General features: G+C 37.7%; 17 protein-coding genes. 13 read left to right on the plus strand and 4 right to left on the minus strand.

Annotated elements, in window-relative coordinates:
* Positions 1-18: 18 nt before the first annotated feature.
* Positions 19-156 carry a hypothetical protein gene (locus ABC228_RS15750; protein WP_345826132.1) on the minus strand — a complete coding sequence of 46 codons (138 nt, stop codon included), beginning with the start codon at positions 154-156 and terminating at the stop codon, positions 19-21.
* Between the two features lie 246 nt (positions 157-402).
* Here ABC228_RS15750 and ABC228_RS15755 point away from each other — a divergent pair, with 246 nt between their 5' ends.
* Positions 403-768 carry a carboxymuconolactone decarboxylase family protein gene (locus tag ABC228_RS15755; protein WP_345826242.1) on the plus strand — a complete coding sequence of 122 codons (366 nt, stop codon included), beginning with the start codon at positions 403-405 and terminating at the stop codon, positions 766-768.
* A gap of 159 nt (positions 769-927) precedes the next feature.
* Complete coding sequence (locus ABC228_RS15760; protein WP_345826133.1) at positions 928-1,080, plus strand: hypothetical protein; 153 nt, start codon at positions 928-930, stop codon at positions 1,078-1,080.
* A 79-nt stretch (positions 1,081-1,159) separates the two neighbouring features.
* Here the strand turns inward: ABC228_RS15760 and ABC228_RS15765 are convergent, their stop codons facing one another.
* Positions 1,160-3,220: a thioredoxin domain-containing protein gene (locus tag ABC228_RS15765; RefSeq protein WP_345826243.1), complete on the minus strand. Its 2,061-nt coding sequence runs from the start codon at positions 3,218-3,220 to the stop codon at positions 1,160-1,162.
* Positions 3,221-3,676: 456 nt separating this feature from the next.
* Between ABC228_RS15765 and ABC228_RS15770 the strand changes: the two genes are divergently transcribed.
* From ABC228_RS15770 to ABC228_RS15780, 3 genes are all read left to right on the plus strand, one after another.
* A complete protein-coding gene (locus ABC228_RS15770) occupies positions 3,677-4,084 on the plus strand; it encodes a MerR family transcriptional regulator (protein ID WP_345826134.1) in 408 nt (135 codons plus the stop codon).
* Between the two features lie 35 nt (positions 4,085-4,119).
* Positions 4,120-4,260 (plus strand): hotdog family protein, encoded by a 141-nt coding sequence (locus ABC228_RS15775; RefSeq protein ID WP_345826135.1) that lies wholly within the window; start codon positions 4,120-4,122, stop codon positions 4,258-4,260.
* A 145-nt stretch (positions 4,261-4,405) separates the two neighbouring features.
* Positions 4,406-6,067 (plus strand): acyl-CoA dehydrogenase family protein, encoded by a 1,662-nt coding sequence (locus ABC228_RS15780; RefSeq protein WP_345826136.1) that lies wholly within the window; start codon positions 4,406-4,408, stop codon positions 6,065-6,067.
* A gap of 52 nt (positions 6,068-6,119) precedes the next feature.
* Here ABC228_RS15780 and ABC228_RS15785 read toward each other — a convergent pair whose 3' ends face one another.
* Positions 6,120-7,121: a tetratricopeptide repeat protein gene (locus ABC228_RS15785; RefSeq protein ID WP_345826137.1), complete on the minus strand. Its 1,002-nt coding sequence runs from the start codon at positions 7,119-7,121 to the stop codon at positions 6,120-6,122.
* A 342-nt stretch (positions 7,122-7,463) separates the two neighbouring features.
* On the opposite strand from ABC228_RS15785, the gene ABC228_RS15790 reads away from it, so the two are divergent.
* Positions 7,464-8,960: a peptide MFS transporter gene (locus ABC228_RS15790; RefSeq protein ID WP_345826138.1), complete on the plus strand. Its 1,497-nt coding sequence runs from the start codon at positions 7,464-7,466 to the stop codon at positions 8,958-8,960.
* 507 nt (positions 8,961-9,467) lie between these two features.
* Positions 9,468-11,009, plus strand: a complete 1,542-nt coding sequence (locus tag ABC228_RS15795) for an alpha-amylase family glycosyl hydrolase (RefSeq protein WP_345826139.1) — start codon at positions 9,468-9,470, stop codon at positions 11,007-11,009.
* Between the two features lie 64 nt (positions 11,010-11,073).
* Here the strand turns inward: ABC228_RS15795 and ABC228_RS15800 are convergent, their stop codons facing one another.
* Entirely contained in the window at positions 11,074-12,852 is a 1,779-nt protein-coding gene (locus ABC228_RS15800; protein ID WP_345826140.1) for a glycoside hydrolase family 13 protein, read from the minus strand.
* A gap of 265 nt (positions 12,853-13,117) precedes the next feature.
* Here ABC228_RS15800 and ABC228_RS15805 point away from each other — a divergent pair, with 265 nt between their 5' ends.
* The 6 genes from ABC228_RS15805 (at position 13,118) to ABC228_RS15830 (ending at position 21,917) form a co-directional block, all read left to right on the plus strand.
* Positions 13,118-14,404, plus strand: coding sequence for a sugar ABC transporter substrate-binding protein (locus tag ABC228_RS15805; protein ID WP_345826141.1), 1,287 nt, complete (start codon positions 13,118-13,120; stop codon positions 14,402-14,404).
* Between the two features lie 119 nt (positions 14,405-14,523).
* Complete coding sequence (locus ABC228_RS15810) at positions 14,524-15,822, plus strand: sugar ABC transporter permease (protein WP_345826142.1); 1,299 nt, start codon at positions 14,524-14,526, stop codon at positions 15,820-15,822.
* Positions 15,823-15,827: 5 nt separating this feature from the next.
* Positions 15,828-16,670, plus strand: coding sequence for a sugar ABC transporter permease (locus ABC228_RS15815; RefSeq protein ID WP_345826244.1), 843 nt, complete (start codon positions 15,828-15,830; stop codon positions 16,668-16,670).
* 118 nt (positions 16,671-16,788) lie between these two features.
* Complete coding sequence (locus tag ABC228_RS15820; RefSeq protein ID WP_345826143.1) at positions 16,789-18,444, plus strand: glycoside hydrolase family 13 protein; 1,656 nt, start codon at positions 16,789-16,791, stop codon at positions 18,442-18,444.
* A gap of 83 nt (positions 18,445-18,527) precedes the next feature.
* Complete coding sequence (locus tag ABC228_RS15825) at positions 18,528-20,873, plus strand: glycoside hydrolase family 31 protein (RefSeq protein ID WP_345826144.1); 2,346 nt, start codon at positions 18,528-18,530, stop codon at positions 20,871-20,873.
* Positions 20,874-20,897: 24 nt separating this feature from the next.
* Entirely contained in the window at positions 20,898-21,917 is a 1,020-nt protein-coding gene (locus tag ABC228_RS15830) for a LacI family DNA-binding transcriptional regulator (RefSeq protein ID WP_345826145.1), read from the plus strand.
* The last annotated feature ends 52 nt before the right edge of the window (positions 21,918-21,969 follow it).

Here is a 21,969-nt window from a genome sequence, read left to right on the forward strand (position 1 = left end):
GGTATTTTTTTATAAGGCTTACGCTTCTTCTACCATTATTGCTAGTTTACTAGCTACCCATCGCTTCGCAGTAGCTTCGTCTACTTCATACACCTTTCCAGCACGGAAAAGCTCTCCATGATACGCAGTTTGTACATTCATTTTTACTTTTACCATATTACATTCTCCTAACTATTCATTGCTATAACAGTTATTATAACGAACTCTACTTTATGTGGCTAATCTTTTGGTATATCAATACAAGTGTAACTATAAATCAATAATAATGCCTTAAAAATGTATCAATACTAAAAAAATCTTTAGCACGTTAAATTGATTTTTATTTGGATGGATTACTCGCTAAAAATTAGCTCATACTAATTTTTAGAGGTGAAAATATCAGAGATGGAGTTGAATGATAAAATGGAAATGGAAGCTAGAAATGCAACAGAAGCAGCATTACTTGATTATAAAGCAGGACTAGGTACCTTTACACAAAAAATGCCGAAGCTAGCTGAGCTTTATAATGCTTTTACAGAGGAATGCTTTAAGGAAGGTGTATTGTCACAAAAAGAGAAGCAGCTTATTGCCTTAGGGATTAGTCTTTTTTCTCAAGATGAATACTGTATTATTTACCATACTAAAGGATGTCTTGACCAAGGCTGCTCAGAGGACGAGATACTAGAGGCTGTAGGAGTGACTGCTGCATTTGGTGGAGGGGCTGCGATGAGCCAAGCGGTAACACTTGTACAAGAAAGTATGCAGGAATTAAATCAATTGAAGCAATAATCGTAACCAACCGCTTTATCGTCATTTGTAAGGAAGAGTACAGGAATCTTGATGAATTCCTGTACTTTTTTTGTAGAACTAATAAAAAATCAGAAAGTTATGCTAAGATTATAGTAGCAGAAAGGTTAAGGCTGAATTTATTAGAAATGGTGGAATCATATGTATATCGAAATTCTATTTTTTATCCTTTGCTTTTACTATACACTAACATTTATTGAGAACTTACATAATGAAGATAAACGTGTTACGAAACAAGCAAAGTATGCTGCAATTGTTTGCCTTATATTGGCATTTATTTTTTTGGTTGTTTAATGGAACTAACTCTCATGAAAAGAGCAGGGGATCGGGATGCTCCTGCTCTTTAAACATATTTGCTAGAATTCTTGCTTTTTTATAGTAGTGATTGAAGCGCTGTTTCGATGTCTGTTGTTGGTTGGTGACATGCAAAATTTTCACATACATAGACGGTTGTTTTGTCGTCTTTCTGTTTATAGTTAGCTGCAAATGATACGACATTTTGAAATACGTCCGGATTATTGGCTACGACGAGCGCAATATCAGGTGTGAAACTTTCCTGCAAGGATTGGATCATTCTCCTCCTGGAAGCATCGTCTTCGCCTAGGATAACGACTTCTTTTGTTGAATTCTCGCTCAGAAGTAAGCTCTGAATAAAGAAAGCTCCGGCCGATGCTTGACGATTTACATCCTCTTGGAACGTATAATACATTTCCTCTAGTTTATCTAAATAGGTGGTTTCACCAGTTACATACCCCATCTGTGCTAGTATAAAAGCTGCTACGCCATTACCTGAAGGGGTTGCACCATCGTATATTTCCTTATCACTAGAAATAAGCTTCTCACTATCGTTGCCACTGAAGAAATAGCCACCATTCTCTTCATCCCAGAATAATTCGATCATCTGATTTATTGTGTCTTTACCGCGAGCCAAATAATTTATATCAAAGGTTGCCTGATACATTTCATGATAAGCCCATGCTACATAAGCATAATCATCAAGGTATGCTTTGTATTTTGTTTCACCATCACGATAACGCGCCATGAGTCTTTCTTTTATAGTTAGCTTCTCTTCAATAAATTGAAGCGCCTTTTGAGCGATTAATCGATATTCTTCTTTTTGAAATACCCTGCTTGCCTTCGCTAATCCAGCAATCATCATGGCATTCCAAGAGGTCAAAACCTTATCATCCACATGGGGATATAGTCGTTTTTCACGCTCCACCAGTAGCTTTTGTCGTGCTTCCTCTAAATGTTGCCATAAGGATTCCAAGGATAGATCGAAGGCATCTGCTGTACTTTCCAAATTAGCATGAATGAGATTTGGAATATTCTTTCCTTCAAAATTACCATATGGCGTTATGCCATAGGCGGTTGTATATATCTCACCTAAATCCTCGCCCAAAATATCATAAATTTCCTCATCTTCCCACACGTAATATTTTCCTTCAATCCCTTCCGAATCTGCATCAATGGCTGAATAAAATGCTCCCTCTGGACCCGTCATCTCTCGTTGAATAAATTGAATGATTTCCTCCGCTATCTTTTGATAGAAAGGATTCTTAGTAACCTGATAACATTCTGTATATACAATAAGCAATAATGCATTGTCATATAGCATTTTCTCAAAATGAGGTACAAGCCATTTTTCATCGGTAGAATATCTAGCAAAACCAAATCCGACATGGTCATAAATGCCTCCGGAAGCCATATGTTGTAGGGTGCTTTCTACCATTTTTAAGGCCGCAGTTTTTCCAGTGAAATGATAATATCGAAGTAAGAACATCAGGTTTTGTGGCTGGGGAAACTTAGGTGCTTCCCAAAAACCACCATATGTAAAATCAAAGCCCTTCCCTAATTGTTGATATGCCTGATCAACTGTCTCAAGCGTTAGTCGATTCTTACTCTTTTCCCTTGAAGAATGCTCCAATGCTTGTTGGACACTTTCTGTGACATCGGTTATATGGTCAGGGTCGGTTGTGTATTTATGATGTAGTTGGACTAAGGCCTCCTTTAGCCCAGGTCTTCCGTACTTACTTTCCTTTGGAAAGTAGGTTCCAGCATAAAAAGGAATTTTATCAGGTGTCATAAAAATAGTTAATGGCCAACCACCATGTCCTGCCATCATCTGACATACCTTCATGTAAATCGAATCGATATCTGGGCGTTCCTCGCGGTCAACCTTAATTGCTATATAATGTTCATTTAAAATGCCAGCAACCTCTTTATCCTCGAATGACTCATGGGCCATGACATGACACCAATGGCATGTCGAGTAGCCAATGGAAAGAAAAATTGGTTTGTTCTCTTGCTGGGCTTTACGAAATGCTTCATCCCCCCATGAATACCAGCTAACAGGGTTATAAGCATGCTGTAGCAGGTATGGAGATTTTTCATGTAATAGCTTATTTGCCTTTGGATCTATTTTCAAAATCATCACATCCAATCAAATTCTTACTTTTTGTTATAGGAACTAATCTACTTGATATAAGCTAAATCTCACTTATTTATGCTCTTAATAAGTGATCTATTCTTATTGTAACATTGATAATCAACATCTATTAATAAGCGTTCAAATTCTGCATGAATCAAAGGGGGAGAGGTTCACTTTTTATCAATCAAATCTTTGATTAACTGTCTGATGAATTGCAGCAAGAACACTAGAAAAGTACTTGCTCAAATAGTAGCATCAAAATAGATGTTACTATTTCCATAAGATGGTTGTAAATTGACAAAGGTAAGAAGAAGGATAGTGGAATCCCCATTATGCTTCTTTTTTATTTGTTAGCAAACATATAGGTTTTAAAAAAATTACTCTGATTTCCAGCTTGAACTTTACGTTAACGTTAATGATAACGTATTATTGAAAGAAAATTCACAAAAAGGTGATTTCATGACGAAACGGTATTCGATTTCAGAGCTTGCAAAACAATTTAATATTTCCACTAGAACAATTCGTTACTATGAGGAAGTTGGTTTACTTCATCCGCCACGTAGTGAAGGTGGTCAACGATTTTTTACAAGGAAGGAACAAACACGACTAAAATTAATTTTCCGCGGCAAAAGATACGGATTTACACTGGATGAAATCCATAACATGCTTCAGCTATTTGATTTGGATCCATCTGGTAGAAAGCAGCTCTTAAAAACAATCGAATATGGAAAAGAAAAAATTGGGGAGGTGTCTGAGCGAATTCAGGATCTAATGGCGATGCGAGGCGAAATGGAAAATTTAATCGAAGAGTTCGAGAAGCGATTAACGGAAGTAGAAGGAATTTCCGATGAAGCTTCTTTTGATTGAGTAAGCTGTAGGGACCAATTGAAAGTGGTGATAGGATGAAGAATGGACAACGTTTCACCTATTCAAGAACGTTTCAAGAAGAAGACATTTTCCAATTTGCTACTATTTCGGGTGACAACGGTAAACATCATATAGAAAAAGATGAACAAGGAAGATTAATGGTACAAGAATTATGAACTGCAAGCATTGCAACGAAAATTGGTGTGGATTTGAACTATATTGCTAATTGTGAGGAGATAGATGGGTTACCTAGAAATGCAACAGATAAAATTACTAAAGCATCAATTGCGTGGAACGATAGAGTCATGAGGAGGAGCTAATATGAGAAATTTTTATCAAGAAGATGCAAATTTAAAGCGAATCCTACAGCAATCCCTTTCAGAGGATTTCTTTCAATGGGCAAATAAAGAGCTAGATGCATTTGGAGAGCTTACAGCGGGGATTATTGACGAACGGGCTGTTCATACAGATCGTGAAGGACAGCCAAAATTGATTCGATACGACAAAATGGGAAAGGAAATATCAAAAGTATGGCTAAATGAAGGGTATAAGGAAACCGTCCAAGCTACGTATAATGCCGGTATTGTTGGCTATATTCATAAAGATATTCCAGCCTTAGGTCATAAAGGGAATTATGTCTATGCTTTTGCCCAGGGCTATCTTTTATCTCACGCTGAGCCAGGATTTTATTGTCCTGTAACGTTGACAAAAGCTACTGCATATTTAATCGACCAGTATGCTTCAGTCGAATTGAAAAACAAGTATCTCCCGAATGTATTAGCGACGGGCGATGTTGAGCTGTATGAGGGAGCGACGTTCTTAACAGAGAGACAGGGTGGTTCTGATGTTGGTGCTAATGAAGTTAAGGCGGTAAAAGATGATAGTGGCTACCGTATTTTTGGAGAAAAGTACTTTGCGAGTAATGCTGGAGCATGTGGTATTGCAATGGTACTTGCCCGTATGGAAGGTGCCCCCACTGGAACAAAGGGTTTAAGTCTTTTTCTAGTTCCTTGGGAAGAAAATCGAGAGCAAGGCTATTTAACCATTCGTCGTCTAAAGGATAAGCTAGGTGTTCGTGCGGTGCCTTCTGCTGAAGTGGAATTCCAGGGAGCAATAGGCTATCTGATTGGAGAGGCGGATAAGGGCTTCTATTATATGGTGGAGGCGCTTAATCTATCACGAGTTTCCAATGCGATTGCCTCCTTAGGAATCATGCGCCGGGCTTATTTAGAAGCAAAAAGCTATGCCATGGAGCGTGATGCCTTTGGTCAGCAATTAGTCAATTATCCAATGGTCCAGGAGACTTTAACAACTCTTGTCGCAAAACAAGAAGTAGAAATGAATGCAATATTTGAAGTAATTCGCCTGATGGATAAGGTGATGGGGAAAACTACAACAAAGGAGGTTAGCCCAAAAGAGCATGCACTATTTCGTTTGTATGTTGCATTATTGAAAAAAGAAACTGCTGAGCAGGCAATTCATTTTGCACATGAAGCAATTGAGATGCATGGTGGAAACGGCTATATTGAAGACTTTGTAACACCTCGCTTACTCCGTGATGCGCAGGTTTTAACAGTATGGGAAGGGACAGCAAATATTCTTGGATTAGAGGTACTTCGCTTACTTCATAAATTCCAAGTTGATCAATTCTTTCTGGAAGAGATGAAGATTCGACTAGGTAAGGTGGCTAATCATTTTGCAAGCGATTTGGTTGTTCTTTTAGATGAAGAAATTACAAGTCTTTATGAGCGAATTCAAGCAGTAATAAAACTATCACCGGATTTACAATCCTATTATGCGAAGAAGATAGCTAAGCAAATGACCATCATATTTGAAAGTATTGTAGCAATGGAGGCTGGTATATCAGGTGATGATAGACAACAAGCAATTGCTACGGTTTACCTGCACTCGACTTGGAAGAAACAGGATTTTGAGGTTGAGCCGGTTGTGTTAAAGAATTTTGACTTAGTTGTTAATGGGTAAAGTAATAATCCCCGCTACAAGTTAAAGCAGTAGCGGGGATTGTGTACAAATCTTATAAGTGCTTTAACCGTTCCTTCGCTTGTTCATCCCCCTTTAATGCCGATTTCTGATACCAGTACTTCGCTTTTTTGAGATTAATAGGTGTACCGATACCATTTTCATAGCAAAGGCCGAGGTTAAATTCTCCATATGGATCATGCTTTTCAGCTGCCATTGTATACCAGTGAATGGCTTCTGTCCCCTCTCCTTTTTCAACGGCTTCATGCCCTAGTCGGTTTGCAGCGAATACATCACCAGAAAGTGCAGATTGAGTAAACCAATATCTTGATTCTTCAGAATCTACTTCTGTCCCAACTCCATTTTCATACATATACCCCAGTGTATACATAGCTTCTGGAACGCCTTTATCAGCAGCCATTTTAAATAGCTCTATTGCATGTTTAGTATTCTTTTCAACATATTCTCCGCGTAAGTACATATCCGCATAATTGTTGAGAGCATCAGGGTGCCCCATACTAGCTGCTTTTTTATAATAATGATAGGTTTTTTCTAAATCACGCTCAACTACAACCCCATCAAAATAATAATTTCCTAGCCAATAATACGCATCTGGATTACCAGCCTGAGCTGCTGCTTTATACCAAGGAAAAGCCCATTCGTCACGCTGAATGGACTTATAAAATTTTCCAAGCTCCAGCTGTGAATCTGATTCTCCTTTCATCGCTTCGGCATAGATTTGAACGACTTCCTTTGCTTCAGCATCGCTAAAATAAATTACGGATGTATCATCCGATGGAGAAATAACCTCTTTGAAAATGGTCTCTGTATCACGAAGTAAAATAGTCTTCCATTTTTTATGAAAGGTAGTAAGTGCGTTTAATTGTATATAGAGGATATGGATATCATCTGGTAATGTAGACTCTTTCACAAATTGATTAAGAATTGTCTGAATAGGCTTTAGAATATCCTTATTTCTCCCAATGTCATCAAATAGTTCGGATGCGTCACCATATCCTTTCTTAGTAAATGCTAGCTTCATTTGTTCAATGTTCATTTTTACCCTTCCTTTTACCGTACCGGTTCATGCCCTGAGTATCTCACAATTCTATCAAAGAATCACGTTTAACAGCATGGTTACGATTAAGTTCCATTCTTGCATGAATATTTCCACCTCGTTTTCCACTATTTTACATATCATGATACCCATCCTGTTGGAGATAATAAGCAATACATCGCTTACATATTGACCATTCGCTATATTATTATTTTTTAGAAGAATTCTATTTTTCCTGAACCCCTTTACGCTTTATAATTTTTGCCTTAGAATATTTTAGTCGACTCGATAAGAGTTTTCAGTTTATTTATGAAATTTAAAAAATCAGGAGGCTTTACATCTATGAATTCACATGATAAGGAGGCCATGTTAAAAACCATTCCACAGAAAGGTTTTTTTGGTCATCCAAAAGGTCTATCAACGCTATTTTTCACTGAGTTCTGGGAACGCTTTTCATACTATGGAATGCGTGCCATTCTATTATTCTATATGTATTATGAAGTGTCCGATGGTGGACTTGGTATTGATCAAACAACTGCTAATTCGATCATGGCGATTTATGGATCGCTTGTATATATGTCTGGTATTATCGGTGGTTGGATTGCTGACCGAATATTAGGTACTGCTAGAACTGTATTCCATGGTGGAGTACTAATTATGGTCGGTCATATCATTTTGGCATTACCACTAGGAGCACCAGGTTTATTTACCTCTATGTTCTTTATTATTCTAGGTACAGGATTACTTAAACCAAACGTTGGTGGAATGGTTGGGGATCTATATAGCATGAAAGACCCTCGCCGTGATTCTGGTTTTAGCATTTATTATATGGGTATTAACATGGGTGCATTTATTGCTCCGTATGTTGTTGGAACACTAGGTGAGGAAGTTGACTTTCATTTAGGATTTGGTGTTGCAGCAATTGGTATGTTTGTAGGATTAGTTGTGTATGTCATCACTCGTAAAAAGTTTCTTGGACTTGCCGGTGCTCATGTGCCAAATCCATTATCTAAACCTGAAAAGGGTCGTATTACGAAGATTATTCTTCTAGTGATTCTATTAATAGGAATTATTGGATGGGCTGGTGTATCTGGTGGTTGGTTAACCGTTGAACGCGTTATCTTTTCCATAAGTATTCTAGGAATTATTATTCCAACTGCGTATTTCATCTTTATGTACCGCAGTCCCAAAACATCAAATGATGAAAAATCTCGTCTGCTTGCTTATATTCCATTGTTTATCGCAGCGATGGTTTTCTGGGCAATCGCAGAACAACAATCAAGTATCCTTGCAACATTCGCCAATGAACGTACTGATTTAACTTTTATGGGAATTGAGTTAAAAGCATCATGGTTCCAATCGCTTAATCCATTATTCATTATTATGTTTGCACCATTATTTGCAGGATTGTGGACAAAATTAGGGGACAAGCAGCCATCTGTTTCACAAAAATTCTCATTCGGACTAATCTTTGCAGGTTTGGCTTTTATCGTAATGATGCTGCCAGCATATCTAAATGGTGGTACCGGTGCATTAGTAAGTCCATTATGGCTCGTGCTATGCTTCTTCCTTATCGTAATGGGTGAATTACTAATATCACCAGTAGGATTGTCTGCATCCACAAAACTTGCACCTGCTGCCTTCGCTGCACAAATGATGAGTTTATGGAACCTATCCAACTCATCTGCACAAGCGATAAATGCACAGGTTGTAAGATTTTATACACCAGATACAGAAATAATGTATTTCGGTGTAATTGGTGGAGTTGCAATCGTATTAGGTATCGTTTTATTCCTCTTTTCACCAAAGCTTAAGAAGTTTATGAGAGGCTTGAACTAAAAAATTTTTTAACTAACTCCTGAATTAGAACTGATTTCTGATTCAGGAGTTTTTTGATGGTGCGGATACAGTGGAACGCTGATATCGGAGGAGATTCGCTGATATACTGAACAATTCGCTGATAAATCAAGAAAACCGCTGATATCCAGACTAGACTTGCTGATAAATCGGAAAGAAGTGAATTACTTAAATGAAGCTCTGTCTGGGGATACCTTGAAGCTAAATTAGGATGTATCGACTGTTGTTAATAAATTTATTTATATTGAAGGTATCCGGCCTCTGATGAAAAAGTAGTATTTCGTTCGCAAGTAAAAATATAACAATAGCTGTTAAAGGATGGGAGCTGTTAGTGCTCTTTCATCCTTTTTCTATTTTATCCTGCATAGAAGTAAATCACGTACGAAAGGAAGTGCTTGCTATGCTATCAACATGAGGAGGGAAGTTATTTAGTACACAAAATGATAAATATAAGATAGAATGATTGGGAATGAAGCAGGGGGGCAGACAATGAGGAAAAAGTTAACCGTTTTCATCCTTGTGTTTTTGTTATGTAATCATATTTCTGTAGCATCAGCAGAAGAAAATAGCAATCATACATGGGAAGATGAAATGATTTATTTTATTATGGTAGACCGTTTTAATAATGGAGACACATCGAATGATTATGAGGTTGATATGAATGACCCTAATGCCTATCATGGTGGAGATTTTCAGGGGATTATGGATAAATTGGATTATATAAAAGAAATGGGCTTTACGGCAATTTGGTTAACACCAATTGTTCAAAATGAACCGGGTGGCTACCATGGCTACTGGACGGAGGATTTCTATAACGTTGAAGAGCATTTTGGTACGTTAGAGGAATTTAAACAACTTGTTGAAGAAGCACATAACCGAGATATTAAAGTCATCTTAGACCTGGTAGTAAATCACACTGGTTACCAGCATCCATGGCTAAACGATCCACAGAAGCAGGATTGGTTTCATGAGGATGAAGCTATTTTGGATTGGGATAATCAAGAAAATGTAGAAACTGGTAGATTAGCTGGATTACCTGATTTAGCACAGGAAAATCCAGAGGTGAGAAATTACTTGCTTGATATGGCTACATGGTGGATCGAAGAAACCGATATAGATGGCTATCGCCTGGATACCGTTAAGCACGTACCTAAAGATTTTTGGGAGGATTTCTCAGCTGAAGTAAAATCCGTTAAGGAGGATTTCTTTTTAATTGGTGAGGTTTGGCATAGTGATCCAACCTATGTTGCTGATTATGCAAATGCAGGTATTGACTCTTTTGTAGATTATCCCTTTTTTAATGATGCTACAAGAATCTTTAGTAGCGCTGATCAACGAATAGGTCGTTACTTGCATGGTGTATGGGAACGAAATAGTTCTTTATATGAAAATCCATACCTCCTAGGAAACTTTATCGATAATCATGATAATAAACGGTTTACTCGTCTAGCAATTGAAAACGAGGAAGATCCTGTAACAAGGTTAAAGTTAGCATTAACGTATATGTATACCGCACCCGGCATTCCAATAGTTTATTATGGAACAGAAATTGCTATGGATGGTGGAGATGATCCAGATAACCGCAGAATGATGGATTTTAAGGATCATGAATTAGTCTCCTATATTTCAAAGCTTGGAAAACTTAGACAGGAGAATCCGTCTTTAACAAAAGGAGATTTTCAATTATTAGTTGATAAAGTAGGCACATCGGTCTTCTTAAGAACTTACGAAAATGAAACGACATTAATTGCGTTTAATAATACAACTGAGGAGCAAAAAATAACGTTAACAGAGGACATGCTTCCGGAAAATAGTCAACTTCATGCAGCCTTTGGGGAAGTGACTATCAAAAAAGGGCAAGATGGTTATGTGCTTACTCTAGAAAAAGAAAGCACGGAAATATATTCCGTATCAGAGGCAAAGGTAGACTCTAAAGTAAGTAATAGCTGGTATTACGTTGTGATTGGACTATGTGTATTATTCATAATAGGATATTTCATCTATTCGTTTAAAAGAAAAAGAGCGAAATAAAGGGTAGTTAAAAAAGGATTAAAGTAGCAGGCTACATGAGCCACTACTTTAATCCTTTCTTCCTTTAAGATGACTTTTCTTGTTCAAATATCCTAAAACCAGTGCCTTGAACTTCTACGCGATTTTCTTCAAAGCTCTTTCTTTGCACAGAAGATTGCTCAATAATCCATTCCGTAATCGATGAATGGCTTGAAAGTATTTTATCCTTATCTAGGGATATCGGATTAGTACCGTTGTTTAGTACAAAAACGATTCTTTTTTCAGCATTATATTTTTCATACACCACATAGTTTTCTTGATCATCTGTATGGATAAAACGGAACTCTGCATGATTTCCGAATACTGGATCCTGGTTTCTAAGTGATATTAGTGTTTTCACAAAATGAAACATTTCTTGATCTTGTTTCTCTATAGCCCATTCCATGCATGCACGGCAGCCGGGATCTTGTCCCCCGTCCATTCCAATTTCGTCGCCATAGTAAATGCATGGTGAACCAATATAGCTTAATTGAAATAGATAGAGCAGCTTAACTCTGTCATGATTACCATTAGCTAATGATAGAATCCGTGGTGTGTCATGGCTATCAAGTAAATTAAACGCAACTTCATTTACGTTTTTCGGATACATATGCTGTACGTCTATAATGGAATCTTGAAAATCCTTGGCTTGGATTTCTTCTTTTGCGAAAAAGTTAATCGCACCATTTGTGAATGGGTAATTCATAACTGCATCAAATTGATCACCCTGTAGCCAAGGCATGGAATCATGCCATATTTCGCCCAATATATAAGCATCAGGCTTAACAGCTTTTACCGTTCTTCTAAAATCTCTCCAGAAGGCATGGTCAACCTCATTCGCTACATCTAAGCGCCAGCCGTCAATATCAAATTCCTCAACCCAGTAACGCGCAACATTCAATAAATATTCCCGTACTTCTGGATTTTCTGTATTTAGCTTTGGCATGGAAGCTACAAATGCAAACGTATCATAGTTCGGTTTAGGTTCGGTTACAACTGGAAATTCCCAAAGATGAAACCAATCACGGTACTTTGAGTGTTCTTGGTTATGTAACACATCCTGAAATGGTTGAAAATAGAAACCACTATGATTAAATACGGCATCCAGCATGACACGAATACCTCGCTTATGACATTCCTGTATCATACGACGGAAGGTTTCCTTATCGCCGAACTGAGGATCTATTTCCATATAATCAATCGTGTCATATTTATGATTCGAGTGTGCCTTAAAAATAGGTGTGAAATAGATTCCACTAATTCCTAAATCAACTAAATAATCCAAATGGTCAATGACACCTTGGAAATCTCCTCCGAAAAAATTACTCGGTGTAGGACTCGTGCTTCCCCATGGTAAGGTGTCTTTCGGATTAATACTCGGATCTCCATTACCAAATCGCTCTGGGAAAATTTGATACCATACTGTATCCTTTACCCATTCTGGAGATTGAAAGACGTCGACAGGATTTAAATACGGAAAGCAAAAGTAATTTGCAATATCGAGAGGCTTCGAAGCAAAGATACCTTTCTCGGTATAATAACAAACCTCCTCATGATCAGCTAAGCGGAAACCGTAGCGCATTCTTCTAAACTCAGGCTTAACAGCAACAAACCAGTAATCATAATGGGAGGTCGAACCTGTTCTTTCCATAGTAATTGTTTCAGTTTGCCAAGTGTCATTTTCCCATTGATAGGGGTCACCATAAATTAGTTCAACGGTTTTTACATCCTTGCTTTTCGTTTGCAAAAGGATATGTAGCGTTTCCTTATCATAAGCATACGCAAAATTATTCTTTGGACGGTGATAGATTGCTTCCTTTAACAAGTTATTCACTCCTTACTTGTACAATCGTTTGCATTAATATTGCACAAATTAACAATTAATTTAAAAGATTTCTTCTCACTAGTATAACAGAAAGTACTATGAATGAAAGCGTTAACTATATTGATTTAACAAAGATTTATTTTTCTATGAAAAGGGTTGCAAAAATATATAATAATTGTATAATAAAGAAGAAATGGTTGTGCAAACGTTTTCCTAAAATATAGTATGCACCCGTTATCATAAATCCTTTTGGGAGGTTAATTAGATGAAAAAATGGTTAGGACTATTAGTTGCTTTAGTACTATTTGTTGTACTTGCGGCTTGTGGACCAGATGAAGCAAAGGAGTCAGATAAAGGCGACTCTAATACAGATAATGGAGAAACTGCAAAAGGTGAAATGCCTGAAAAACCTGAAAGCTTAACAATTTGGGTGAATGCAGAGGAAAAACAAGAGCAAGCAGTAAAACAAATTACAGATAAATACACAGAGGAAACTGGTATTGAAGTTGAACTTGTTCCTATTAATATGCTTGATCAAGTAGAAAAATTAGATGTTGAAGGACCTAATGGTAACGGTCCAGATATTATTTTCCAACCACATGATCGTATCGGTGACCTTGCTTTAAAAGGTTTGGTTGATCCTGTAGATTTAAGTGATGTTGAATCAGAATACACTGACATTGCACTAGATGCAGTAACATATGATGGCCAATACTGGGGTGCGCCAGCAGTAATGGAAACGTATGCATTGTACTACAATAAATCTTTAGTAGATGCTCCAGAAACAATGGAAGACGTTATGGCTGTAGCTGAGGACTTCACGGATGCTAGTCAAGACAAGTATGGCTTCTTAATGGAAGCTGCTAACTTCTACTTTGTATATCCTTTCTTCTCAGGATATGGTGCTTATGTATTTGCTAATGATGGCTCAAACTATGACATTAGTGATGTAGGTCTAGCAAATGAAGGTGCTAAGCAAGGTGGAGAATTAGTTCAATCATGGTTTAACAATGGTTATATCCCACAAGACCTAACTCCGGATATTATGAATGGTTTATTTAAAGAAGGAAAAGTTGCTACGGTACTTAACGGTCCTTGGATGGTTCGTGAATACCAAGAAGCATTAGGTGAGGATTTAGGAGTAGTTCCTCTACCACTACTTGATAATGGTGAGCATCCGAAATCATTTGTAGGTGTGAAATCCTATATGCTTTCTTACTACTCTGAAAACAAAGAGTGGGCAACTGATTTAATGAAATATATTACGAACGCTGAGAATGCGATGGTTTATTATGCAGTAGCTGGGGAAATTCCTCCACGCCAAGATGCAATTGAAAACTCTATCATCGCAGACGATGAAATATATTCTGCATTCGCAGAGCAAACAACTTATGGTGAGCCTATGCCTAACGTTCCTGCTATGCAACAAGTATGGGATCCTATTAATAACGCGTTAAGCTTTATTTCTAAGGGTGAGCCTGTAGATGAGGTAATGGAAGAAGCAGCAGAAACGATCTTAAATAACATTGAGGCTTCTGGTGCTAATCAATAAATGATGATTCTAGTATATGGGGGCTTGTATGCTCCCATATACTATTTATCTTTAAAAGAACCCGTATTGAGCATGAGATGATGGAAGGCTTTTAAGGCATTAATTAGGAGGAAAGAAACATGGCAAACGACCAAAAAGAGAGGAAAACTGGATTGAGCCGTCCTCGAAATATCGCTACACTGCTATCTGTCATGGTTCCAGGTCTAGGGCAAATCTATAATCGTCGATTTTTAAAAGGAATTATTTTACTACTCGTAGCAATTTCCTTTTTGGTAACTACTTGGGACTATTTAGATATCGGTATTTGGGGATTGTTTACATTAGGTACAATTCCGCATGAGCACCATTCCATACAATTATTATTACAAGGACTAATATCTTTAATTGTATTATTCTTTGGAATTGCGATCTATATCTATAACATTCGTGATGCAAGAAAAGATGCAATTGCAAGAGAAGAAGGTAGAATAAATCCAACTTTATTAAAAGGAATGCTAGATTTTTATAATGGTGGATTCCCATATTTTATGATAATACCTGGTTTAATCATGCTAGTATTCATCGTAGTACTTCCATTACTATTTATGCTTTCACTAGCTTTCACCGATTATAACCAATATAATGCGCCACCACGCAATCTCTTAAGCTGGGTAGGCATCGATAACTTTGTAGATTTGCTGAAAATGGATATTTGGAAGGATACATTCTTTAGTGTATTTACCTGGACAATCGTATGGACAGTAGTAGCAACCACTTTACAAATTGTCCTCGGATTTTTCTTAGCTTTGTTAGTAAATGACAAGCGTGTTAAGTTCAAACGAACGATTCGTACGGTGCTTATCTTACCTTGGGCTGTACCGGCGTTTGTTTCAATCTTAATATTCTCCGCATTGTTTAACCCTACTTTTGGTGCGATTAACCGTGATATCTTAAGTCAATTTGAAATTATGATTCCATGGTTGTCAGATCCTTTCTGGGCAAAAGTAGCATTAATAACGATCCAAACTTGGCTAGGTTTTCCATTTGTGTTTGCGTTGTTTACGGGAGTACTCCAAAGTGTACCGGCTGATATGTATGAAGCGGCGGACGTGGATGGTGGATCTCGCTGGCAAAAATTACGACATATTACACTTCCACATGTGCTTTATGCTACAGCACCATTGTTAATCATGCAATACGCTGGGAATTTTAATAACTTTAATATTATTTATCTGTTTAATGAAGGAAATCCGGCCGTCCGGGGTCAAAATGCGGGTGGAACCGATATCCTCATTTCATGGGTTTATAAACTGACATTTGAAACGAATAATTACAACATGGCAGCAGCTATCACCATTATTATGGGTATTATTGTAATGGGATTTGCCTTCTTCCAGTTCAGGAAAACAGCTGCATTTAAAGAGGAGGGACGTTACTAATGGCAATGAAACGCAAAACAAAATCAAAGGTTGAAGTAACGTTCATTTATATCTTTTTCTTGATTATGTTTGTGATTATCGGCTATCCATTATTCTGGGCAATCATGATGAGTATCAATCCTGGTACGAATATGCTAGTAACTGATTTATTCCCAGATAGTCCAACATTAGAACACTATAAATGGTTATTCACGGATCCGAATAGTGACTATTTAGTTTGGTATAAGAATAGTTTATTTGTGGCTGTGCTGAATGCAGTTGGTTCCGTTGTCATTACATCGTTAATTGCGTACGCATTTTCGCGATATAAATTTGTTGGACGTAAATACGGATTATATATGTTCTTATTACTACAGATGTTCCCTGCATTAATGGGAATGGTTGCGTTATATATCTTGTTAAACACAATAGGTTTAACAGATTCCTTATGGGGATTATTAATCATCTATTTAGGTGGACAAATTCCGTTTAATGCATGGCTAGTAAAAGGTTATTTCGATACGATTCCAAAGGAACTAGATGAAGCAGCAAAAATTGATGGTGCAGGTCACCTTCGTATATTTTGGACGATTATGCTTCCGTTAGCGAAGCCTATCTTAGCGGTTGTAGCGTTATTTAATTTCATGGCTCCGTTCATGGACTTCCTGCTTCCGCGTATCGTTCTAACAAGTCCAGAGAATTATACACTGGCACTAGGATTATACAACTTTATCAATGATCAGTTCTCAACAAACTTTACACGATTTGCAGCTGGTGCAATTCTAATAGCATTGCCAATTGCACTTGTATTCTTACTGCTACAGCGTTATCTAATCTCTGGTCTAACATCTGGAGCAACCAAAGGTTAATTGGAGAGGTGTACTAGAGAACAGGAACGATACACCAAAACGATATTTGGCTAGAGTACCTGTTCCTCTGTCCCTTTACCATGCAACAACACGAATATGATTAGCAAGGAGAATTTTCATGAAAAAAATATGGTGGAAGGAAGCAGTGGCTTACCAAGTATATCCTCGCAGTTTTATGGATTCAAACGGGGATGGCATTGGCGATATTCAAGGTGTTATTTCAAAGCTTGATTATCTAAAGGATCTTGGGATCGATGTTATTTGGATAAGTCCAGTCTATAAATCGCCAAATGATGATAATGGCTATGATATAAGCGATTATCAGGATATTATGGATGAATTCGGTTCAATGGAAGACTTTGATATGCTTCTTGCAGAAGTACATCGTCGTGACATGAAATTGATTATGGATTTAGTCATTAATCATACATCAGATGAGCATCCTTGGTTCATTGAATCACGTTCATCCAAAGACAATCCTTATAGGGATTATTATATATGGCATTCTGGAAAAAACGGAAAAGCACCTAATAATTGGGAGTCCATTTTTGGTGGGTCGGCATGGAAGTATGATGAGAAAACGAATGAATATTTCCTTCATGTGTTTTCTACAAAACAACCGGATCTAAACTGGGAAAATTCAGCAGTTCGAAATGATTTATACAGCATGGTTAATTGGTGGCTGGATAAAGGAATTGATGGTTTTCGAGTTGATGCGATTTCCCATATAAAAAAGGTCCCTGGATTACCAGACTTGCCAAACCCTGAAAATCGGAAGTTTGTTCCTTCTTTTGAGGGACATATGAATCGAGAAGGCATTCAAGTTTTCTTAGAGGAGTTAAAGCAAGAGACCTTTGCAAAATATGACATCATGACAGTCGGAGAGGCGAATGGTGTTCGAATCGAGCAAGCAGAGGAATGGGTAGGAGAGAAAAACGGAAAGTTTGATATGATTTTTCAATTCGAGCATTTGGATCTCTGGGGGAAAAACACAGACACCGGCTTAGATATTCATGGATTGAAGAAGACGATGACAAAATGGCAAAAAGGTCTTGAAGGAATCGGGTGGAATGCATTATTCCTAGAGAATCATGACCAGCCTCGCTCCGTCTCAACCTGGGGAAATAGCGAGCACTATCGAGTAGAATCTGCCAAATGCTTGGCTACTATGTATTTCTTAATGCAAGGAACACCATTTATTTATCAGGGCCAGGAAATTGGTATGACAAATGTACAATTTGCTTCTATTGATGATTATGATGATGTTGGTATGAGAAATTATCATGATAGTGAACTTGAAAAAGGAACACCACTAGAAGAAATTATGGAAGTAATTTGGAAGACTGGAAGAGATAATTCTAGGACGCCGATGCAGTGGTCGGAAGAGAAGAATGCAGGGTTCTCAGACGTGAATCCATGGATGAAAGTGAATCCGAATTATCTAGACATTAATGTCGAAAAGGAAATGCAGAATCCGCATTCTATCTATCATTATTATAAAAAGTTAATTCAAATACGAAAAGAACTAGATGTTCTGATATATGGTAGCTATGATATTGTGATGGAGGATCATGATCAAATTTATGCCTATAAACGAACTTTAGGTGAGGAAACCGTGATCATCATTACAAATTTATTTGCGGAGGAAGTCGGGTTAACCTTACCTTCTGAAATAGAAGGCAGTGCAAAGGAATTATTGCTAAGTAATTATGATGACAATGAAGAAAAATTGCTTCAACCATTTGAGGCAAGAGTTTACAAAATAGTCAATTAGATTTTAGGAGGGGACAGAAATTATTTTGTCCCCTTTCCTAAAGGATTAATAGTAAGACCTTGAATCTACAGGAGGTACTTCTGATGCTTGAAGATACAAGCTTTGCAATCCACCCCGGAAAAGAAAAACAATCTGGAGCAGTGAATTACCAGGATATAGGTAAGCTACTAGATTATCGAGTAGAAGATAATACGTTTTGGTTTCGTTGTGAGAACGGGGAAGTTGGAATCCAATTCTATACAGATTCTATTATTCGAATAGTCATGAATCAGGAGGGACAGCCAGAATTAGTTAGTTCAAAAGCAGTAGTGGCTTCCCCAAAAATAATTAACGTAGAAGTTGAAGAAAGCAAAGAGATGCTTGTTATCCAAACAGCTAGTGTACAGCTCACTATCACAAAAGGACCATTTCGTCTATCTATTTTTGATTTACAAGGTAGTGTTATAGTGGCGGAAGGCGAACACGGTATGGCATACCGTGAAAATGGTGAGGTCATTGCTTTTAAGCAAATGCATTCAAACGATCACTTCTATGGATTTGGTGAAAAATCAGGTCACCTGGATAAGCGTGGAGAGAAGTTAGAGATGTGGAATACTGACGTTTACGCACCTCATAATCCAGAAACCAATGCACTATATGAGTCCATTCCTTATTTTATGACGTTACGTGATGGAAAGGCACATGGCATTTTCTTTGATAATACTTTTCGCTCCTGCTTTGATATGAAAACCTCAGAAGAATATTATTCATTTTCAGCAGAAGGTGGTCAGCTGGATTATTATGTCATGGCAGGACCATCTCCCAAGAAGGTATTAGAGCAATATACATACCTTACTGGAAAAATGCCTCTACCACCAAAATGGTCTTTAGGTTATCATCAATCTAGGTACAGTTATGAAACGGAAGGCGAAGTAAGAGAATTAGCGAGGAACTTTATTGAGAAGGATATCCCAATTGATGTGATTCACTTAGATATCCATTATATGAATGGCTATCGTGTTTTTACCTTTGATAAAGAAAGGTTCCCCAATCCTGAAAAGCTCATTACTGATTTGCGTGAAATGGGAATCCGTGTTGTACCAATTGTAGACCCCGGTGTGAAAAAGGATGCCGAATATCCAATTTATCAAGAAGGTGTACGAGAAGATAACTTCTGTACATATATTGAAGGGGATCTGTACTTTGGAGAAGTGTGGCCTGGTATAAGTGCCTTCCCAGACTTTACAGAGGAAAGGGTACGTAAATGGTGGGGAGATAAGCACGAATTTTATACTTCCCTTGGTATCGAAGGAATATGGAATGACATGAATGAACCAGCTGTGTTTAATGAAACCAAAACGATGGATTTAGAAGTTATGCATCGTAATGATGGTAAGCCTACGACACATCGTGAGCTTCATAATGTTTATGGTTTATTAATGGGGAAAGCAACCTATGAAGGAATGAAGAGCAACCTTCAAGGTAAACGTCCATTCCTATTAACTCGTGCTGGCTATGCAGGTGTTCAACGCTATGGATCTGTATGGACAGGGGATAATCGTAGCTTCTGGGAGCATTTACAAATGTCTCTACCAATGGTGATGAATTTAGGAGTATCGGGTGTTGCATTCGCTGGACCGGATGTCGGTGGTTTTGCACACGATACCAATGCAGAGCTCCTAACCCGCTGGACACAGGTTGGTGCATTTACACCATTTTTCAGAAATCACTCTGCAATAGGCTTCCGCTACCAGGAACCTTGGCAATTCGGTGAAAAATACGAAGAAATCATGAAGAAATATATTCAAATGCGATATCAATGGATGCCACAGCTGTATTCATTATTTTACCAAGCAAGTAGGAACGGGTTGCCAGTTATGCGTCCATTACTAATGGAGTATCCTGACGATGCGAAAACCTATAATCTAAATGATCAGTTCATGGTAGGTGATAACGTAATATTGGCACCAATTCTTGTTCCTTCCATTACTGATCGTGCGGTATATCTACCGATGGGTGAATGGGTGGAATATTCAACTGGTGAATCCTATGATGGAGAAAAGGTTCATCTCATTCATGCAGAGCTTGATGAGCTGCCAATCTTTATTCGAAAAGGTTCTGCTATTATGCAGGGTGAGTGGAATTCGAATCAGGACAAGATGACCAAAACACTGTCGATGAAGGTTTATGCAACCACTTCTGATGAAAGCTATCGTTTCACCTTTTATGATGATGATGGTGAAACATTTGCATATGAGCATGGTGAGTTTCTAAGATTAGATTTAGAAATTATTACATCTGCCGATAAAGTAAATGTGAATGTGTTAAATCAAACAGGTAGCTATCTGCCTACCTACAACGAAATAAATGTTGAAGTGATTGGACTTAACGAACATCAGCAGGTAACGATTAATGGTGAAAGCGTTAACGTAATACGTATTCGAAAATAATTAACCTTAGTAGAGGGTGATAATATGGTAACAATTAAAGATGTGGCAAAAGCAAGTGGAGTTTCACCCTCTACTGTTTCGCGTGTCATTGCCAATAATTCAAGAATTAGTGAAGAAACAAAGAAAAAAGTTCGTAAAGCAATGAAGGAATTAGGCTACCATCCAAATATTAATGCTAGAAATCTAGTAGCAAAATCTACAAAAGCAATAGGCGTAATCATGCCTTCATCTGCAGATAAGGCACTGCAAAACCCGTTCTTTCCTGAGATTTTGCGTGGAATTGGTTCGGTAATCCATGATGTTGAATATTCGATGTCATTATCAACAGGTGAAACGGAAGAAGAGATTTTTAGTGAAGTTCAACGAATGGTGTACGGAAGTTACGTTGACGGTGTTATCTTACTTTACTCTCGTATTAATGATAAAGTAACCAACTTCTTAAGAGAACAAGATTTTCCATTTGTCATTGTCGGAAAGCCTTCCGATTTTGAATCTGAAATTACACATGTCGATAATGATAACTTTCGAGCAGGAAAAGAAATTACAAACCACTTAATAGAAATGGGACATAAACGTATAGGCTTTATAGGTGGTTCAAGAGATTTATTTGTGACCCGTGATCGTGAGGATGGCTATGAAGCTGCATTGCAGGAGGCCGGAATTGAAGAATGCGACTCCTATAAAATTCACACAGAATTCTTAAAGGCTGGTGGTAGTGAAGCGGTAGAACATCTACTATCCTTGCAAACACCACCTACTGGATTAGTAGTAAGTGATGATTTAATTAGTTTAGGAATGCTTAGTATGCTAGAAAAATATGGCGTTCGAGTGCCACAGGATGTTTCCATGGTCAGCTTTAATAATGTGTACTTATCAGAAATTACCAGACCAGCATTAACAACAGTTGACATTAATATTTATGAATTAGGCGCACAATCTGCTAAGGCACTTATTGAAAAAGCCATTAATAAACTAGAACCTGCTAAACGCATTATCATTCCTCATCGAATCGTTTATCGAGATTCTGTGAGCAAAGAGGGATAAGGATAGGAGGGGTAATGAGATAGTTACCTTTTCTAATAGATCTGCTACCACA

The sequence above is a fragment of the Ornithinibacillus xuwenensis genome, assembly GCF_039614845.1.
Lineage (GTDB): Bacteria > Bacillota > Bacilli > Bacillales > Amphibacillaceae > Ornithinibacillus > Ornithinibacillus xuwenensis.

Excerpts from the sequence above, each read along its gene's own strand:
- ABC228_RS15750 (WP_345826132.1), bottom strand. The coding sequence starts at position 156 with ATGGTAAAAGTAAAAATGAATGTACAAACTGCGTATCATGGAGAGCTT.
- ABC228_RS15755 (WP_345826242.1), top strand. The coding sequence starts at position 403 with ATGGAAATGGAAGCTAGAAATGCAACAGAAGCAGCATTACTTGATTAT.
- ABC228_RS15760 (WP_345826133.1), top strand. The coding sequence starts at position 928 with ATGTATATCGAAATTCTATTTTTTATCCTTTGCTTTTACTATACACTA.
- ABC228_RS15765 (WP_345826243.1), bottom strand. The coding sequence starts at position 3,220 with ATGATTTTGAAAATAGATCCAAAGGCAAATAAGCTATTACATGAAAAA.
- ABC228_RS15770 (WP_345826134.1), top strand. The coding sequence starts at position 3,677 with ATGACGAAACGGTATTCGATTTCAGAGCTTGCAAAACAATTTAATATT.
- ABC228_RS15775 (WP_345826135.1), top strand. The coding sequence starts at position 4,120 with ATGAAGAATGGACAACGTTTCACCTATTCAAGAACGTTTCAAGAAGAA.
- ABC228_RS15780 (WP_345826136.1), top strand. The coding sequence starts at position 4,406 with ATGAGAAATTTTTATCAAGAAGATGCAAATTTAAAGCGAATCCTACAG.
- ABC228_RS15785 (WP_345826137.1), bottom strand. The coding sequence starts at position 7,121 with ATGAACATTGAACAAATGAAGCTAGCATTTACTAAGAAAGGATATGGT.
- ABC228_RS15790 (WP_345826138.1), top strand. The coding sequence starts at position 7,464 with ATGAATTCACATGATAAGGAGGCCATGTTAAAAACCATTCCACAGAAA.
- ABC228_RS15795 (WP_345826139.1), top strand. The coding sequence starts at position 9,468 with ATGAGGAAAAAGTTAACCGTTTTCATCCTTGTGTTTTTGTTATGTAAT.
- ABC228_RS15805 (WP_345826141.1), top strand. The coding sequence starts at position 13,118 with ATGAAAAAATGGTTAGGACTATTAGTTGCTTTAGTACTATTTGTTGTA.
- ABC228_RS15810 (WP_345826142.1), top strand. The coding sequence starts at position 14,524 with ATGGCAAACGACCAAAAAGAGAGGAAAACTGGATTGAGCCGTCCTCGA.
- ABC228_RS15815 (WP_345826244.1), top strand. The coding sequence starts at position 15,828 with ATGAAACGCAAAACAAAATCAAAGGTTGAAGTAACGTTCATTTATATC.
- ABC228_RS15820 (WP_345826143.1), top strand. The coding sequence starts at position 16,789 with ATGAAAAAAATATGGTGGAAGGAAGCAGTGGCTTACCAAGTATATCCT.
- ABC228_RS15825 (WP_345826144.1), top strand. The coding sequence starts at position 18,528 with ATGCTTGAAGATACAAGCTTTGCAATCCACCCCGGAAAAGAAAAACAA.
- ABC228_RS15830 (WP_345826145.1), top strand. The coding sequence starts at position 20,898 with ATGGTAACAATTAAAGATGTGGCAAAAGCAAGTGGAGTTTCACCCTCT.